This window comes from Dactylosporangium salmoneum (assembly GCF_039532525.1).
GTDB classification, from domain to species: domain Bacteria; phylum Actinomycetota; class Actinomycetes; order Mycobacteriales; family Micromonosporaceae; genus Dactylosporangium; species Dactylosporangium salmoneum.
The window spans coordinates 74,530-91,142 of the sequence record NZ_BAAARV010000081.1 but is presented as its reverse complement, the minus strand read 5'-3'; the positions used below and the strand labels follow the sequence as shown (position 1 = coordinate 91,142).

Below are 16,613 nucleotides of genomic sequence, written 5' to 3'. Positions count from 1 at the left end.
ACGTTCACGGCACAAGTGGCTGGCCGTCCAACCGACGCATTCCGGCGGGTGGGACTCGCGCCCCACCCGCCGGCCGGGTCAGCTCAGCGTGACCGCGGTGTCGTCAATGACGAACGACGTCTGCAGCGAGGAGTCCTCGGTGCCGTTCCACTTCAGGGCGACCGTCTGCCCGGCGAAGGCGTTGAGGCTGTAGGACTTCTGGACGTACCCGCTGGCCTTGTTCAGGTTGGACAGCGTGGCCAGCGTCGTCGAGCCGGCCGTCACGGTCAGCTTGTCGTAGGCCGTCGTGGTCGTGGTCTCCGCCGTGTCGATGTGCACCCAGAACGTCAGCGTGGCGCTGCACCCGGCCGGGATGGTGACCGACTGGGAGACGCTCTCGGTGTGGGTCGAGCCGTAGCCGAGCAGCCAGGCGCTGTAGGTGCCGCCGTGCGCGGCCTGACCCGACGACGCCCACTGGCCGATCGCGCCCGTGGTGCCGCTCCAGCTGCTCGCGCCCGACTCGAAGCCCGGGTTGAGCAGCTTCTGCCCGCTGCAGGTGCCGCCGCCCCCGCCGCTGACCGTCCAGGCGAAGGTCGTGCTGCCGCTGGCACCGGTCGTGTCGGTCGCCGTCACGGTGCTGGACGTCGTCTGGGCGGTGGTGGGCGTACCGCTGATGAGACCCGTGCTGCTGTTGATGCTCAGGCCCGCGGGCAGCCCCGTCGCCGAGTAGGTCAGGGTCTGGCCCGACGCCGAGTCGGTCGCGGTGATCTGCAGCGACGTCGCCGTGCCCACGGTCGCCGTCTGCGCGCCCGGGTTGGTCACGGTGACCGTGTTGCCCGGCGCGCTGGCCCCGGTGAGCATGCAGCCGGCGACGGTCAGGTCGATGGCCCGGGACGAGTTCAGGCAGGTGGTGAACCAGTACGTCTCCTCGCCGTACGACTGGCCCTGGTGGACGGTCACGTTGCCGTTCGCGTCGACCTCGCACGGGTTGTTCAGCGTGCAGCTCTGCCCGTCGTCGTTGCCGGTGTTGTTGATGCCGATGATCTGCCGGTCCGAGCTGCGGATGATCGGCGAGCCGGAGGTGCCGTGGGTGGTCTGGCAGCCGGTGTCGTACCGAATCGAGTCATGCCAGGTCCACTGGTCCTCCTTCAGCGTGGGGACGAACCCGTTGATGCTGCAGGTCCAGACCTGCTTCCAGTAGCTGGACGGGATCGTCATCGCCGTGCCGTCGGCCGGACGGGCGGCGGCCACGGTCAGGGCGGTGGTGTTGTACTTCGACTTGATCGACGCGAAGGTGTCGGTGAGCTGGTACAGCGCCACGTCGGTGTTCGTCATGGTCCCGTAGATGAGCTTGTCGGCCTTCACGGTCCCCAGCGCTGCCCCGCTGTCGCTGAGCAGCGTCCCGGACCGCGTGCTGGTGCGGTTCTGCAGCACCTGGCCGGCGTTGATGAACCCGTTCTCGTAGCAGTGCCCGTTGGTGAGCAGCATGGCCCGGTCGGCGTCGACCGACTGCGGCCAGCGGATCAGCGAGCCGGAGCAGTTGTTCAGCGCGATCGTGGCCCCGAGCCCGGTCACCGACAACGCCTGCGCCGGCGCCGCCCCGGCGACCACGCCGCCGGCGACGGCGAGGATGGCCGCGCCGACGGCGAGGAGGGTCCGTCTCTTACGCATGGTGGGGGTCCCTTCGTTGGGTTACGCGCGGCTGTCGTGGGCTACGCGCGTAGCCGCCCGTCAATGTGATTGACAAACTCACATTGATGAACGTGCACGTCAACGGAGGCTGACCCTTTGTCCTGCCCTGCGTTTCACTCCTCGATGGCGCCCCCGATGCGCCGCAGGTGCTGCCGGAAGGTGTACTGCGGATCCTCCCGCCGCCGCGCGAGGTACTCCGCGAAGCGCGTCTGCTGCCGCAGCGTCTCCCCCGCCGTGATGCGCCGCGCCTGCTCCCGCTCGGTCTCGTGGATCGCCCGCGCCACCGCCAGCACCTCGCCGGCCCGGTCGCCCGGGATGAACAGCACCCCGTCGTCGTCGGCCAGCACCAGGTCCTCGCCGGTCACGACGTGCCCGCCGAACCGCACGGGCGCGTCGTCGCGCGGATCGACCCGCAGCGGCCCGGCCGCCAGCGCGCCGTAGCTGAACACGGGCACCCCGATCTCGGCCAGCTCCCGGGTGTCGCGGTGCAGCCCCCAGACGACGAGCCCGGCGACGCCGGCGGCGGCCGCCTCGAGCACGGTGAGGTCCCCGATGCACGCCTCGTCGCTCCGCCCGCCGTTGTCGATGACGAGCACGTCGCCGGGGCCGGCGTCGCCGTACGCCTCCAGGAACACGTCGACGCTGCCGTAGTGCCGCACCGGCCGGGCCCGCCCCGCGACGCGCATCCCCGCGGTGACGGGCCGGACCCCGGCCGGCGCCACCCGCAACGCCACCCCGGCCCGCACGCAGGCGTCGGCGACGAGCGGCGTGGTGAGCTCCCCAAATTCGATCACGCCCGCCATCATCCCCGCGTGCCCGCGCGCCGGGACGGTCCAATCGCCATCGGGTGGCCCGGTGCTGCGTCGATCCGCTAAGGCAGCGCGGCGACCATCCGGGCGACCGCGGGGCGCGCCTCGAGGTGCAGCCGGGCCACGTTCATGCCGTCGTTGCCGAGGACCGCGAGCAGGGCGTGCTCGCCGACGGCGTACACGATGAAGTAGCCGCCCTCGCTGCGCAGCGTGGCGTCGCGGAAGGGGCTCTGGCTCAGCACGAGCGCGGTCTGGCGGCCCAGGCCGAACGTGGTCGCGGCCAGGGCGGCCAGGTCGTGCGGCTCCAGCTCCCGGGGCAGGTCGTGGGTGATCAGCAGGCCGTCGACGCCGCCCAGGGCCGACCCGCGCACGCCCGGGACGCGCAGGCGCAGGTCGGCCATCTCCGCGCGGACGGCGGCCAGCCCCGCCGCCATCGGGTCGATGCTGGTGCCGAACGCCGGGGCCCGCACCTGCGACCGGTCCTGCTCCGCCCGCCCCTCGCGCATCGGCAGCCCGCCGGCGCTCGGCGCAGTGTCGAAGAAGGTCACAGCTGCAGGCCCTCTTCGATGCCGCGCAGCTGGTGGCGGGCCAGGGCCAGGTTGGCGCGGGACTTCGCCAGGGCCAGGTACAGGAACAGGCCGTGGCCGTTGACCGAGGACAGCGGGCGGATGATGTGGTACTGGTTGTTGAGCGTGATCAGGATGTCCTCGACCGTGTCGGGCAGGCCCAGCATCTCGATCGTGCGCAGCTTGGCCCGGACCACGTCGGTGTTGCCGGCCGCCGCGACCGTGATGTCGAACTCCGGCCCGCCGCCCATGGTGCCGAGCGTCATGCCGCTGGTGTAGTCGACGAGCGCGACCGCGAAGGCCCCGTCGATGGTCATCGCGCTCTTCAGCGCCACGTCGAGATTGCTGGTCAAGCCTGCCTCCGGGGGGTGCACCGACATTTTGACGGAGGCGAGCCTTTCACAACCCGATCTTCACCGGCAGATGTCCGAGCAGGTTTGAGACGTCCGGCTCGTCGTCGTGTCCTACCGCACGATGCCGCGATGACGCGGCGTGCTGCCCCGCGCGCTCGCCGTGCTCAACGCGGCGGCTGGCCCCGCGCGGTCGCCGTGCTCAACGCGGCGGCCGGCCCCGCGCGGTCGCCGTGCTCAACGCGTCATGCCGGGAAGTTGTACGCGCCGACGACGGTGGCCTCCTCCCGGGCCGGGCCCACGGCCACGCGCTCCCCGGCGCCGGCCGCGAACTCCTTGAACGCCACCAGGTCGCTCAGCTCGGCGCCGCCCTCCTCGCGCTGCACGACGTGGACGAAGGTCACGCCGTCGGCGAGGCGGAAGGCCGCGTACCGCAGCCCGTGCGGCCGTTGCTGCGCCAGTTCCGCGAACACGGCCGCGACCAGCCGCTGGTTCTCCTCGGCCGCGTCGGGCCTGGTGGTGTACCGGATGATGGACGTCTCGGACATCTGCCGTCTCCCTTCGAGTGGTACCGCAGAAACCGACGCCACCCGCGACGGAAACTGGTCAGGCGACGGCGGCCAGGTGGACGGCGGCGACGGTGACCAGGCCCGCGCCGAAGACGGTGATGCCGGACGCGGCCACGATCGGCGCCACGCGGGCGGCCAGGCCCAGCAGCCTGCGCGAGCGGGCGCCGCGGGTGACGACGGCGCTGCCGGCGACGGCCATCACGCCCACGCCGAAGAGCACGACGGCCATGCCGAGGCCGAACGTGAGCACCAGGAGCAGCGCGAACCCGGCCCGGCCGAGAAAGAGCCCGGTGGCGAAGACGAGAAACGCCGACGGCGACGGGGTGAGCCCGCCCGACATCCCGAGCAGGAGCAGCCCGGGCCGCCGCCCTTCCCCGAGCCCATGGTCGTGGCCGTGCGGGTGCTCGTGGTTGTGGCCGTGCGGGTGCCCGTGGTCGTGGTCGTGGTCGGGCCCTTCTTCCGCGCCGTGCGGGTGCTCGTGGTTGTGGCCGTGGTCGGGCCCTTCTTCCGCGCCGTGCGGGTGCTCGTCGTCGTGGCCGTGCCCGTCCCCCGCCGCGTGGGCGTGGTCGTGGGCCGCGGCGTGGGCGTGGGCCGGCCCGTGCGTGTGCGAGTGGCCGTGGTGATGGTGGTGGCCGTGCGCGTGGCCCCGCACGTGCCGCCGGAGCATCCACAGCCCGGTGGCGAGGACGAGCAGCCCGGCCGCCACCTGCAGCCAGCTCGTCAGCTCCTCCATCCGGATCGCGTCGGACAGCGACAGGAACGTCCAGGCGACCCCGATCACGAGCACCGACAGCGTGTGCATCGCGGCCACCGAGCCACCGAGCCAGGCCGCGTCGCGGATGCGCCCCTTGGACCCGGCGAGGTACGCGGCGGCCAGGCTCTTGCCGTGCCCGGGCGCCACGGCGTGCCCTGCCCCGGCGAGGAACGCCAGCGCGAAGGCCAGGACCGGAATGCCGGGCGCGTGCAGCAGCTCCTGCAGGCGATCGGAGAGCGAGCCGGCGTTCACGGCGCCGCCCGGCGAAGCTGTGGTTCCAAGGCCGGCGCCCCCGTCGTGTGCAGCTGTGCGGATCGCGCAACAGTCTGCCCGGACGCCGGTGATCGCCCGACGACAACGGCGTGAACAATCGCCGCCGCGCGGTGCGATTCCCGTCACGCCCGGAATACCCCGCAAGCCGGTTGACCGGAGGGGTGCCTCCAGTATTGTGGAGGCATGCCTCAAGTTTCCACCAGGTCCTCGTACCGTCTGACGTTCGGGGTCCTCGCGGCCTCGACGGCGGCGTTCTCCATGCTGCAGTCGCTGGTCAGCCCGGTGCTGCCGGTCATCCAGCGCGACCTGCACACCGGGGCGGGCACGGTGACGTGGGTGCTGACCGCCTGGCTGCTCGCCGCGTCGGTCGCCACCCCGCTCATGGGGCGCATCGGCGACATGATCGGCAAGGAGCGCACCCTGCTGGTCGCGCTCGCGGCGATCGCCGCCGGGTGCCTGCTGGCGGCGCTGGCGCCCAACATCGGGGTACTCATCGTCGCCCGGGTCGTCCAGGGCCTCGGCGGGGCACTGTTCCCGCTGTCGTTCGGCATCATCCGCGACGAGTTCCCGCCCGGCCGCGTCGTCTCCGCGGTCGGGGCGATGTCGGCGGTCATCGCGCTGGGCGGCGGCATGGGCATCGTGCTCGCCGGCCCGGTCGTCGCGGCGCTGAACTGGCGCTGGCTGTTCTGGATCCCCCTGGCCGTGGTCATCGTGACCGGCCTGCTGGCCTGGCGGTTCGTGCCGCCGTCGCCGGTCCGCTCGGCCGGGCGGGTCAACTGGCTCGCCGCCGCGCTGCTGTCCGGCTGGCTCGTCGCGCTGCTGCTCCCGCTGAGCAAGGGCAACGCGTGGGGCTGGGGCGCACCGCTCACGGTCGGGCTGCTGGCGCTGGCCGCGGTGCTGGCGGCCGGCTGGATCGCGGTCGAGGTACGCTCCGGCAACCCCCTCATCGACATGCGCATGATGCGCCTGCCCGCCGTCTGGACCACCAACATCGTCGCGCTGCTCTTCGGCGCCGGCATGTTCGGCGTCTACGCCTTCCTGCCCCAGTTCATGCAGATCCCGCACTCCACCGGCTATGGCTTCGGCGCCTCCGTCGGCGAGGCCGGCCTGCTCATGGTCCCGATGCTGGCCACGATGGCGGTCACCGGCATGCTCAGCGGCCCGATCGCGAGCTGGTTCCCGAGCCGCGCCCAGGTCGTCGCGGGCTCGCTGCTCATCACGCTGGCCAGCGTCGCGTTCGCCTTCGCCCACGACCACCCGTGGCAGGTCGCCACCGCCGCCGCGGTCTTCGGCGTCGGCGTAGGCCTGGCCTACGCGGCCATGACCAGCCTGATCGTGCACTCGGTCCCGATGGCCCAGACCGGCGCGGCGAGCGGCATGAACGCCAACATCCGCACCATCGGCGCCTCCATCGGCACGGCGATCGTCAGCTCCGTCGTCACCGGCGACCTGCGCCCGGACGGCCTGCCGACGGAGTCCGCGTTCACCGCCGCCTTCGTGGCCCTGGCCGCGGCCGGCGCCCTGTCGGTAGGTGTGGCCCTCCTGATCCCCCGCCACCGCCACGAGACCCCCGCGACCACCCCGGCCACCCCCGAACCGGAGTTGGCCGCGGCCCGCTGATCCCCGAACCGCGCTACCCGAAGCCCGCCGGCAGGTTTCCCCCTGCCGGCGGGCCGGTCTGTTCCGCCGTGCGCCACGAACTGCACCAAGCAGCCCGGCCCCACCCCGAAGCGTCGTCGCACGACCACACCATCACCGCGCAGGAGCGCCGGCACGGCGAAACGCGCAACGGTAACCGGCAATACGCCCCGAACGCGAGGACACCAATTCCTCCAAGCTCCAGGAACACCCACAATTCCAATGGACCACCGCCGATTCCCGGACGTCTGGATTCGTGCGCCGCCGCGACGCAAATCGGCGCTTCTCACCGGGTGCCGAAAGCGTGCGGCCGCGGCGAATCTCGGCTGCCTGACGTTGCGGAAGCCGCCGCCAAATTCCGTGGAGCGGCATCTGGCTGCGGCCTACGATGCGGCGATGAACGCCTCGCTGACCGTTCGCCCGGCCCGGGTCGAGGACGTTGCGCAGATAGCACGGGTCCATGTGCGGTGCTGGCAGGAGACGTACCGGGGGCTCATGCCGGACGTGGTGCTCGACGATCCGGGCTTCCCGGCCGCCCGGGAGCGCATGTGGACCGCCGTGCTGACCGACGAGCGATATCGTGAGCATCGGGCGGCCGTCGCCGAGCGGGATGGCGAGGTGATCGGGATCGCCATGTCGGGCCCGCCCCTGGAGGCTGCGGCGGCGGGAACGAGACAGCTGTACGTGCTCTACGTGCATGCTGCCGGCCACGGCACCGGTGCCGGGCCGGCGTTGCTGGAGGCCGTCATCGATCCCGCGCACCCGGCGACGCTGTGGGTGGCCGATCCCAACCCGCGCGCCCAAGCCTTCTACCGCAAGCACGGCTTCATCGCAGACGGGACGGCCCAGCTCGACGACGGCGTGCGGGAGATTCGCATGGTCCGGGACGCGCGGAACCGCCGATAGCTCCAGACCGGCGGACACAGCTACGGGACGCACCGGGCACAGGCATTCCGGGGGCGCCCCGGCTCCCGGAGTCAACGACCGACGCAAGCCACACGGCCGACGCGGGCCACACAGTGCCGAGCAGGCGGAGCGGGGCGACACGGGCGTCAGGCGCCAAGGTCCGGTGGAGCGGGGACGCGCGGATCGCTGCGGTACGCGGCCTCGAGAGCGGAAGGCGGGCCGGCGGCGGCGCCCGCCGTGGCCAGGCGGTCGAGCAGGGCCAGGTCGGGCGGCGGGAGCTGGTCGTAGTGGACCGGGATCAGCCCCCACGCGTCCCACGGCAGCGTCTCCGCCTTGTTCAGGGCGGCGAGGTCGCGCACGACGTTGCCCTGGATCTCCCACATGCCGGTGAGGCCGGCCGCGGCGACGCCGAAGGTGGACGGGTCCAGCGTGCCGTCGCGGGCGCCGAGCCACGCCTGGCCGCCGACGATGAAGGCGTCGCGGGGGACGTCGAAGGGGTCCAGGTCGCCGGTGCCGTAGGTGCCGGGCGGGTAGGCGGCCACCTGGGCGTCGAGCAGGTGCCAGGAGCCGGTGGCCTCGGACCAGACCTCGGCGACCCAGTGGTCGTCGTGGAACTCGTGGCCGGGGGTGAAGTAGCCGGCGAAGCCGGCCCTGGCCCGGCCCGGGGTGCCGGTCTCGCGGAGCAGGGCGACCAGGAGCACGGTGAAGTCGCGGCAGGTGCCGGCGAAGCGCTCCCCCGCGGGGCGCTCGTCGAGGGAGCCGAGGTGCTCAAGCATGGCCGAGACGTGACGGGTGTTGGCCTCGTCGCGCCGCTCCTCGGTCAGGGTGACGCCGAAGCGCCAGGCCCAGTCGCGGTGCACGACCAGGCCGCCGACGATCCGGGCCAGCGCGGCCGGGTCGGTGGGCAGGGCCCGGAGCAGGGTTCGGTGGACTCCCGGATCGGTCGCCGGGCTGTGGGTCCGGTACGAGTCAAGTTCGTCCATGCCCGAACCCTAGCCGCGGGGTACGACACTTCTCAGGGCCCGCAGGACCAGATCTGCAGGGTGGGCCCGTCGGCCGGCAGGGAGCCGGCCAGGGTCGCGCCCCCGTACAGGTTGGTCGCCTCCGGCACGGCGACAGGCACCGGGGTGCCGGGGGCGCGGCGGGCCAGCACCAGCAGCCGCTCGTCCTGGGTTTCGCGCCAGAAGGCCACGGCGTCGGCGGACACGTGCTCGAAGCGCAGGCCGCCGCCGCGCAGGGCCGGGTGCTTGCGGCGCAGCGAGAGCAGCCGGGCGTACCACGGCAGGACCGTCGCGTCGCGGCGCCAGGGCATCGGGGTGCGGGAGGCCTCGCCGTTGGCGCCGGTGAGGCCGAACTCGTCGCCGGCGAAGAGCATCGGGACGCCGGGCAGGGTGGCGAGCAGGCCGGCGGCGACCTCCAGCCGCTGCGGGGAGCCGGCGACGGTGGCGATGCGGGCCGTGTCGTGGCTGCCGAGCAGGTTCCAGGAGTGGTTCCACGAGCGCCAGCTCATCGTGGCCATCACGGCGAGCATGGCGCGGACCATGGCGGTGCCGTCGCGGCGGGGCACGCCGCCGGGGACGCCGAGGAAGTCGGGCAGGTCGAGGTCCTCGCGGCGCAGCCAGGTCCACAGTGGACGCAGGAAGCCGGCGTAGTTCATCGTGCCCTGCCAGCCGCCGGCGTCGAGGTCCGCCCCGGCGCCGTGGGCGTGCTCGGCGACGAGCAGGCCGTCGGGGCGGGCGGCCCGCACCGCCTCGGCGATGAGGCGGGAGACCTCGAGGGTGAGGTCGTCGGCGCCGCGGCGGCCCGTCATGTTGGCCACGTCGACGCGCCAGCCGTCGAGGTACCGCAGCCACCGCTTCACGATCGAGTCCGGTGCGGTGACGAAGCGCGAGCGCAGGCGGGCGGAGTGCCAGTCGAGCTTGGGCAGCGAGGGCACGCCCATCCAGGTCTCGCCCTCGTAGTACAGGTCGGGCTGGTCGAACCACGGGTGCTCGACGCCGGTGTGGTTGGTGGTGAGGTCGCCGACGAGGCGCATGCCGCGGGTGTGCAGGGCGTCGGCGAGGCGGCGCAGGGCCCGGTCGCCGCCGAGCAGCGGGTCGACGCGGTCGAAGGCGACGGCGTCGTAGCGGTGGTTGGAGCGAGCCGGGAAGACCGGGGTGAGGTAGACGGTGTCGGCGCCGAGGTCCTGGATGTGGTCGAGGCGGCGGGCGATGCCGTCGAGGTCGCCGCCGTACCACTGCCGGGCGGCGAGCGGGCCGGCGCCGGCGACCGGGTCGTCCCACTCGCAGCGCTCGGCCCAGTCGGGGGTGGCCGGCGCGGTGGCGGAGCGGGCGAAGCGGTCGGGGAAGATCTGGTAGACGATCGCCTCGCGGGTCCACGGGGCCGGGCCGGGGTGGGCGACGAGCCGGAAGTCGGTGTCGTCGGGCACGTCGTGGCCGAAGCGGCCGAGCACGGTGTACCAGTCGCCGTCGACGAGGAAGCGGTAGCGGGTGACCGGGTTGCGCACCAGCACGGCGGCACGCCACCACAGCACGGCGCCCCGGCGTTCGGCGACGGCCTGGGTGAACCTCGGCTCGCCGTCCTCGATGGACCTCACATGGACGGTACGCACGTCCAGCGGGGATCGCAGCCAGACGTCCACTGTGGACCCGAGCCGCGGGTTCTGGTCCGGCACGAACAGCGAGGAGCCGTCGTGGTGCAGCGTCATCCCTTCACCGCCCCGGCCGTCAGGCCCGACACGATGTACCGCTGCAGGGCCTGGAAGACCACGACCGTGGGGATCGCGGTGAGCAGCGAGCCCGCGCAGAACATGCCGAAGTTGGCGTTGCGCTGCTCGGCGACCAGGCCGTAGAGCCCGACGGCGAGGGTCTTCGCGCCGTCGCTACGCAGGAACACGTTGGCCAGCAGCACCTCGTTGATGGTCCCGATGAAGCCCAGCAGCGCGGTGACGGCGAGGATCGGCGCCACGAGGGGCAGCGTCACCCGGAAGAAGATCTGCGCGTGCCCGGCGCCGTCGATGACCGCGGACTCGTCGAGCTCCTTCGGTACCGTGTCGAGGAAGCCCTTCATGAGCCACGTGTTCACGCCCAGCGCACCGCCGAGGTACAGCAGCATCAGCCCCCACGGCGAGTCGAGCCCGAGCGCCGGGTAGTAGTCGCCGACCCGGGCGAAGATGAGGTAGATGGTGACGACCGACAGGAACTGCGGGAAGGTCTGGATGAGCAGCAGCGACATCAGGCCGACCCGCCGGCCGTGGAAGCGCATCCGGGAGAACGCGTAGGCGGCGAGGATCGACAGGAACACGCCCGCGGCGGCGGCCAGGCCGGCGACGAGGACGGAGTTGAGGTACCACCGCGGGAACCCGGTCTTCGTGAACAGCGCGGCGAAGTTGTCCAGCCCTGCCCCGGCCGGCACGAGTCCGGTGGAGCTGAGGGTGCCGAGCGGGTTCACGGCGGCGGAGACCACGAACACGATCGGGAAGAGGGAGAAGGCCACGGCGGCGAGGCCGCACAGATGGCGCCACCAGTGTTTCACGAGTAGACCTCCTCCTGCTTGCGGGTGCGCCGGAAGCCGACGACCGAGACGAGCGCGACGATGGCGAAGATGTAGGTGGTGACGGCGGCGGCGAAGCCGAACTCGGCGCCGGAGCCGCCGAAGGCGAGCCGGTAGGTGTAGGTGATGAGCAGGTCGGTGGCGCCGGCGCCCGAGGCGCCGGGCGGGAACGGCGCGCCGTCGGTGGTGAGGTAGATGGCGTTGAAGTTGTTGAAGTTGAAGGCGAACGAGGAGATGAGCAGCGGGCTCAGCGCCACCAGCAGCAGCGGCAGGGTGACCCGGCGGAAGCGCTGCGCGGGCGTGGCGCCGTCGACGGCGGCGGCCTCGGTCATCTCCCGCGGGATGGCCTGCAGGGCGCCGGTGGCGACGAGGAACATGTACGGGTAGCCGAGCCACAGCTGCACCAGGATGACGGCGAGGCGGGCGGTCCAGGGCTCGCCGAACCAGTCGACGTGCAGCCCGGTGATGCGGTTGATGAGCCCGAAGTCCTGGTTGAACAGGTCCCGCCAGACGAGCAGCATGGCGAAGGACGGCATGGCGTACGGCAGCACGAGCAGCACCCGGTAGAGCGAGCGCCCGCGCAGCCGGTCGGCGTGCAGGGCGAGGGCGCAGGCCAGCCCGAGGGCGAACGTGGCGAGCACCGAGGCGACCGCGAAGCCGAGGTTCCACACCAGGGTCTTCAGGAACGGCCCGGACACCCGCGGGTCGGTGAGGACCCGGGCGAAGTTGTGCAGCCCGACGTTGACCTTCCAGCCCTGCGCCAGGTGCTCGCCGCCGGCGGCGACGAACGCGCCCTCTTCCGGCGCGGCGACCCAGCGCTGGCCACTCACGCGATCGGTGACGCAGTCGCAGGCGGCGTCGTAGAAGCGGGTCGCCTCGCCGGTGTAGGCGCGGGTCAGCCCGGAGGCCCGGACCGCACCGCCCGGGGTGGGCACGGTGAACGCCAGGATCTCGTCGTTGCGCAGGGTCGCCTGCCCGAGGTCGAGCAGCTGGAAGCCGTCCGCCGCGGTGATGCGCCCGGCGGCGACGGTGGCGCCGGGCAGGTCGTGCAGACCCTGCCCGTCGCCCACGAACGTCTTGCCGTCGGCCGACAGCAGCAGGAACTTCAGGCCACCGTCGTCGAGCGCCACCGACAACGCGAACTCCGATGAACCCGGCACCTGCCGCACCGATGAGGACTCGATGGCGGTGATCGCCTCCTGCTTGCTGCCGCGGTGCCCGTCGCCGGCGTTGGTGAACGCGGTGGCCACGGTCAGCAGCACCGGCACCACCTGGAAGGCCAGCAGGAACAGGACCCCCGGCACGAGGTACTTCGCCGGGACGGGCCGCGGCGACAGGTAGATCGCGAAGATCAGCCCGGTGACCGCGACGAGGACGGCGAGCCATCCCCAGGCGTGGGCGGCGGCGAGCGGGAATGCGGCGTAGACGGCGAGCGCCAGGGCCAGGCCCAGGACCGCGATCTTCGCGAGCTTCGTCATGGCGCGCTACTTGGCGATCGCGTCGCTGATCGTCTTGGCCGCGCCGGTCAGCGTGGCCGCCGGGTCGGCGCCGCCGACGATCGCCGACTCAGCCTTGCCCAGCGGGTCCCACACGGCGGCCATGGCCGGGATGGCGGGCAGCACCGCGCCGCCCTTGCCGGCGGTCAGCCACTTCTCCAGGTCCGGGTCGCTGCCCTTGACCTGGTCCAGCGCCGCGGTGAGGGCCGGCGGGCGCGGGTTGGCCTGGTACAGCGCGACCTGCAGGTCGGGCTTGGTGAGGTAGTTGGTGATGAACTCGTTGGCCAGGGCCTTGCTCTTGCCCTTGCTGGCCACGTAGAAGGCCTGCACGCCGACGAACGGCTGGGCGGGCTTGCCGCCGGCGAAGGGCGGGACCGGGGTGATGTCGTAGTGCAGCCCGGCCTTCTTGATGTCGGCGACCGCCCACGGCCCGGAGATGAGGAACGGCGCCTTGCCGCCGGTGAAGGTGGGGATGGCGTTGTCGCTGTTCACGGAGCGGGTCAGGGCGCCGGCGCCCTTCTCGCCCAGGGCCGCGATCTTCTTGAACGCCTCGATCGAGGCGGGCTTGCCGACGCCGAGGTCGGCCGGGTCGTAGTCGCCGTTGGGCTTGGTGCCGAACAGGTAGCCGCCGGCCGAGGCGAACAGCGGGTAGATGTGGTAGGCGTCGCCGTTCTGGCCGACCTGCAGCGACATGACGGTGCTGACCTTGCCGGCGTCCTTGAGGGCCTTGCCGGCGGCGACGAGGTCCTCGATGGTGGCCGGCGCGGCCGGGGCGAGGTCGGTGTTGCGGATCAGGGCCAGGTTCTCGATCGCGTACGGCACGCCGTAGACCTGGCCGTTGAACGTGACGGCCTTGACCGCGACGTCGGCGAAGCCGGCCTTCTGCTGCTCGGAGAGCTGGATCGGGTCGATGGTGCCGTTCTGCACCAGGTTGCCGATCCAGTCGTGGGCGCCCACGACGATGTCGGGGCCCTTGCCGGACTGGGCGGCGGTGACGTACACGGTCTGCAGGTCCTTGGAGACCGCCTGGACCTGCACGTCGACGTGGTTGGCCTTGCCGAACGCCTCGGCGAAGGGCTTCAGGGCGGCGGAGCGCTGGTCGTCGGCCCAGATGGTGAGTGTGGCGGCCGGCTGCGTGGAAGAGCTTGCGGGGGTTTTCGTCGAGCTGCAGGCGGTCAGCGATAACGCGACGAGGGCGCACGCGCCCACAGCGCGCAGGGAAATGCGCATGGGGAACTCCCAGGGGGAATGGTGAGCCGGCACGGAAATGGGGTGTGGTCGATGCCGGTGGCGCAGACCGTAGCAAGGACTTGCAAAGAATGAAAGAGCTTCCAGTCGACTTTCATTTTCGGCGCGCGGCCGCTTACCCTCGACCCATGGCCATGGACGCACCCCGCGCACGCCTCGCCGACATCGCCCGCCAGGCGGAGGTCAGCGAGGCCACCGTCTCGCGGGTGCTCAACGACCGGCCCGGGGTCAGCGCCGACACCCGCCACGCCGTGCTGACCGCGCTCGACGTGCTCGGCTACGAGCGGCCCGAGCGGCTGCGCAAACGCAGCGCCGGCCTCGTCGGCCTGGTCACGCCCGAGCTGGAGAACCCGATCTTCCCGCTCTTCGCCCAGGTCATCGAGTCGGCGCTGTCCCGGCACGGCTACACGCCGGTGCTGTGCACGCAGACCCCGGGCGGCGTCACCGAGGACGAGTACGTGGAGATGCTGCTCGACCGCGCGGTGGCCGGCATCATCTTCGTCTCCGGCCTGCACGCCGACACCACCGCCGACCACGACCGCTACCGCAAGCTCATCGAGCGGCCGCTGCCGATCGTCATGGTCACCGGCTGGGCCCCCGGCCTCGAGGCGCCCTGCTTCTCGTGCGACGACGCCCGGGCCAGCGAGCTGGCCGTCGATCACCTGGCCTCGCTCGGCCACACCCGCATCGGGCTCATCTCCGGCCCCGAGCGGTTCCTGCCGGTGCAGCGCAAGCTTTCCGGGTACCGCGAGGCCATCCGCCGCCGCGGCCTGGACGAGGCGATCGAGCTGTCACTGTTCGGCGTCGAGGGCGGGCACGCCGCCGCCGACCGGCTGATCAGCCGGGGCGTCACCGGCCTGGTCTGCGGCTCCGACCTCATGGCGCTGGGCGCGGTGCGGGCGGCCCGGGCCCGGGGGCTGTCGGTGCCCGGCGACGTGTCCGTGGTCGGCTACGACGACTCGCCGCTCATCGCGTTCACCGACCCGCCGCTGACCACCCTGCGCCAGCCCGTGCGGGCGATGTCCAACGCGGCCGCCCAGTCGCTCATCGACGCCATCCACGGGCAGGCCAGCCCGCACTCGGAGTACCTGTTCGCGCCCGAGCTGGTGGTGCGCGGCTCCACCGGCATCGCGCCCCGCTGAACCACCCCGACCCGCTTCGAAGGGACCACCATGCCCGAAACACCCGACAAATGGTGGCGAAACGCCGTCATCTACGAGGTGTACGTCAGGAGCTTCGCCGACGGCAACGGCGACGGGGTCGGCGACCTCGTCGGCCTGCGCGACCGGCTGCCGTACCTGCGCGACCTCGGCGTCGACGCCCTCTGGCTCACCCCGATCTTCCGCTCCCCCATGGTCGACGGCGGCTACGACGTGGCCGACTACCGCGACATCGACCCGCTCTTCGGCACCCTGGCCGACTTCGACGCCATGCTGGCCGGCGCGCACGCCCTGGACCTGCGGGTCATCATCGACCTGGTGCCCAACCACACGTCCAGCACCCACGAATGGTTCCAGCAAGCCCTGCAAGCCCTTCCGGGCGAGCCGGCCCGGGCCCGCTACCACTTCCACCCGCCGACCGCGGACGACCTGCCCCCGAACGACTGGGAGTCCATGTTCGGCGGCGCGGCCTGGACCCGGGTGCCCGACGGCGAGTGGTACCTGCACATCTTCGACCCCACCCAGCCCGACCTCAACTGGGACCACCCCGACGTGCGGGCCGAGTTCGAGTCCGTGCTGCGGTTCTGGCTCGACCGCGGCGTCGACGGCTTCCGGGTCGACGTCGCCCACGGCATGGTCAAGGCGCCCGGCTACCCGCACGCCGGCGCCGCCGACCAGATCGGGCTGCTCGGCCGCCGCCCGCTGCCCTTCTTCGACCAGGACGGCGTGCACGACATCCACCGGGCCTGGCGCAAGATCCTCGACTCCTACCCCGAGGAGCGCATCGCCGTGGCCGAGGCGTGGGCGTCCACGCCGCAGCGCCTGGCCCGCTACACCGCGCCGGACGAGCTGCACCAGGCCTTCAACTTCGAGTTCCTGCAGGCCGACTGGGCCGACCCGGCCGCGGTGAAGGCCAGCATCGACTCGTGCATCCACGCCGCCGAGGCCGTCGGCGCGCCGACCACGTGGGTGCTGTCCAACCACGACGTGCACCGGCACCCGACGCGGCTGGGCTCCCTCGCGCGGGCCAACGCGGCCGCGCTGCTCATGCTGGCGCTGCCCGGGTCGGCGTACGTGTACCAGGGCGACGAGCTCGGCCTGTTCGAGGTGCTCGACCTGCCGGACGAGGCGCGGCAGGACCCGCGCTGGTTCCGCTCCGGCGGCACCAACCCGGGCCGCGACGGGTGCCGGGTGCCGCTGCCGTGGGAGGCCGGCGAGCCGGCGCTCGGCTTCTCGCCCTCCGGGGCCGCGTGGCTGCCGCAGCCGCCGTCGTGGAAGGGGATCGCGGCCGACGTCCAGGCCGGGGATCCGGCGTCCACATTGGAGCTGTACCGCGCGGCGCTCGCCCTGCGCCGGACGGTCACCGGGCCGCTGCGGTGGCACGGGTCCGCGCCCGGCGTCCTCGACTTCAGCCGCGACGGGCTGCGCTGCGTGGCGAACCTGTCCGACGCGCCGGTGCCGCTGCCCGAGGTGCCGGGCTCGGAGGTCGCGCTGGCCAGCGGTACCGTCGCCGGGACGACCCTGCCGCCCGACACCACGGTGTGGATCATTGCAAGAACTGCCAGATCTTCCTGATCATTTCCGCTGTTCAAGGGCCTTGTCCGCCGTACGACGGCGGGAT

At 72.4% G+C, this 16,613-nt stretch carries 15 protein-coding genes; 4 read left to right on the top strand and 11 right to left on the bottom strand.

What is annotated here, in order from left to right; all coding sequences use genetic code 11:
* Positions 1-78: 78 nt before the first annotated feature.
* From ABD352_RS41185 to ABD352_RS41160, 6 genes are all read right to left on the bottom strand, one after another.
* Positions 79-1,650, bottom strand: coding sequence for a putative Ig domain-containing protein (locus ABD352_RS41185; protein ID WP_344618021.1), 1,572 nt, complete (start codon positions 1,648-1,650; stop codon positions 79-81).
* 134 nt (positions 1,651-1,784) lie between these two features.
* Positions 1,785-2,474 carry an RraA family protein gene (locus tag ABD352_RS41180; RefSeq protein WP_425553864.1) on the bottom strand — a complete coding sequence of 230 codons (690 nt, stop codon included), beginning with the start codon at positions 2,472-2,474 and terminating at the stop codon, positions 1,785-1,787.
* Positions 2,475-2,542: 68 nt separating this feature from the next.
* Entirely contained in the window at positions 2,543-3,028 is a 486-nt protein-coding gene (locus ABD352_RS41175) for a roadblock/LC7 domain-containing protein (protein WP_344618019.1), read from the bottom strand.
* On the bottom strand, positions 3,025-3,363 hold the full coding sequence (locus ABD352_RS41170; protein WP_425553868.1) for a hypothetical protein: 339 nt from the start codon (positions 3,361-3,363) through the stop codon (positions 3,025-3,027). The genes ABD352_RS41175 and ABD352_RS41170 overlap by 4 nt, the downstream gene beginning before the upstream one ends.
* A 278-nt stretch (positions 3,364-3,641) precedes the next feature.
* Positions 3,642-3,944, bottom strand: a complete 303-nt coding sequence (locus tag ABD352_RS41165) for a hypothetical protein (protein ID WP_344618017.1) — start codon at positions 3,942-3,944, stop codon at positions 3,642-3,644.
* A gap of 58 nt (positions 3,945-4,002) precedes the next feature.
* Positions 4,003-4,971: a cobalt transporter gene (locus ABD352_RS41160; protein ID WP_344618016.1), complete on the bottom strand. Its 969-nt coding sequence runs from the start codon at positions 4,969-4,971 to the stop codon at positions 4,003-4,005.
* Positions 4,972-5,175: 204 nt separating this feature from the next.
* Here ABD352_RS41160 and ABD352_RS41155 point away from each other — a divergent pair, with 204 nt between their 5' ends.
* Both ABD352_RS41155 and ABD352_RS41150 read left to right on the top strand, forming a co-directional pair.
* Positions 5,176-6,612, top strand: coding sequence for an MFS transporter (locus ABD352_RS41155; protein ID WP_344618015.1), 1,437 nt, complete (start codon positions 5,176-5,178; stop codon positions 6,610-6,612).
* A gap of 240 nt (positions 6,613-6,852) precedes the next feature.
* On the top strand, positions 6,853-7,536 hold the full coding sequence (locus tag ABD352_RS41150) for a GNAT family N-acetyltransferase (RefSeq protein WP_344618014.1): 684 nt from the start codon (positions 6,853-6,855) through the stop codon (positions 7,534-7,536).
* Between the two features lie 146 nt (positions 7,537-7,682).
* Here the strand turns inward: ABD352_RS41150 and ABD352_RS41145 are convergent, their stop codons facing one another.
* From ABD352_RS41145 to ABD352_RS41125, 5 genes are read right to left on the bottom strand one after another with little or no spacing between them, the layout of a single operon-like run.
* Positions 7,683-8,519 (bottom strand): transglutaminase domain-containing protein, encoded by an 837-nt coding sequence (locus tag ABD352_RS41145; protein WP_344618013.1) that lies wholly within the window; start codon positions 8,517-8,519, stop codon positions 7,683-7,685.
* Positions 8,520-8,551: 32 nt separating this feature from the next.
* Positions 8,552-10,243 (bottom strand): glycoside hydrolase family 13 protein, encoded by a 1,692-nt coding sequence (locus ABD352_RS41140; RefSeq protein WP_344618012.1) that lies wholly within the window; start codon positions 10,241-10,243, stop codon positions 8,552-8,554.
* Positions 10,240-11,070: a sugar ABC transporter permease gene (locus ABD352_RS41135; protein WP_344618011.1), complete on the bottom strand. Its 831-nt coding sequence runs from the start codon at positions 11,068-11,070 to the stop codon at positions 10,240-10,242. Before ABD352_RS41135 ends, ABD352_RS41140 begins: the two co-directional genes overlap by 4 nt.
* Positions 11,067-12,566: an ABC transporter permease subunit gene (locus ABD352_RS41130; protein ID WP_344618010.1), complete on the bottom strand. Its 1,500-nt coding sequence runs from the start codon at positions 12,564-12,566 to the stop codon at positions 11,067-11,069. Before ABD352_RS41130 ends, ABD352_RS41135 begins: the two co-directional genes overlap by 4 nt.
* A gap of 6 nt (positions 12,567-12,572) precedes the next feature.
* Entirely contained in the window at positions 12,573-13,814 is a 1,242-nt protein-coding gene (locus ABD352_RS41125; protein ID WP_344618009.1) for a sugar ABC transporter substrate-binding protein, read from the bottom strand.
* A 152-nt stretch (positions 13,815-13,966) separates the two neighbouring features.
* Between ABD352_RS41125 and ABD352_RS41120 the strand changes: the two genes are divergently transcribed.
* Positions 13,967-14,974 carry a LacI family DNA-binding transcriptional regulator gene (locus tag ABD352_RS41120; protein ID WP_344618048.1) on the top strand — a complete coding sequence of 336 codons (1,008 nt, stop codon included), beginning with the start codon at positions 13,967-13,969 and terminating at the stop codon, positions 14,972-14,974.
* 30 nt (positions 14,975-15,004) lie between these two features.
* Entirely contained in the window at positions 15,005-16,567 is a 1,563-nt protein-coding gene (locus tag ABD352_RS41115; RefSeq protein ID WP_344618008.1) for a glycoside hydrolase family 13 protein, read from the top strand.
* Positions 16,568-16,613: the final 46 nt, after the last annotated feature.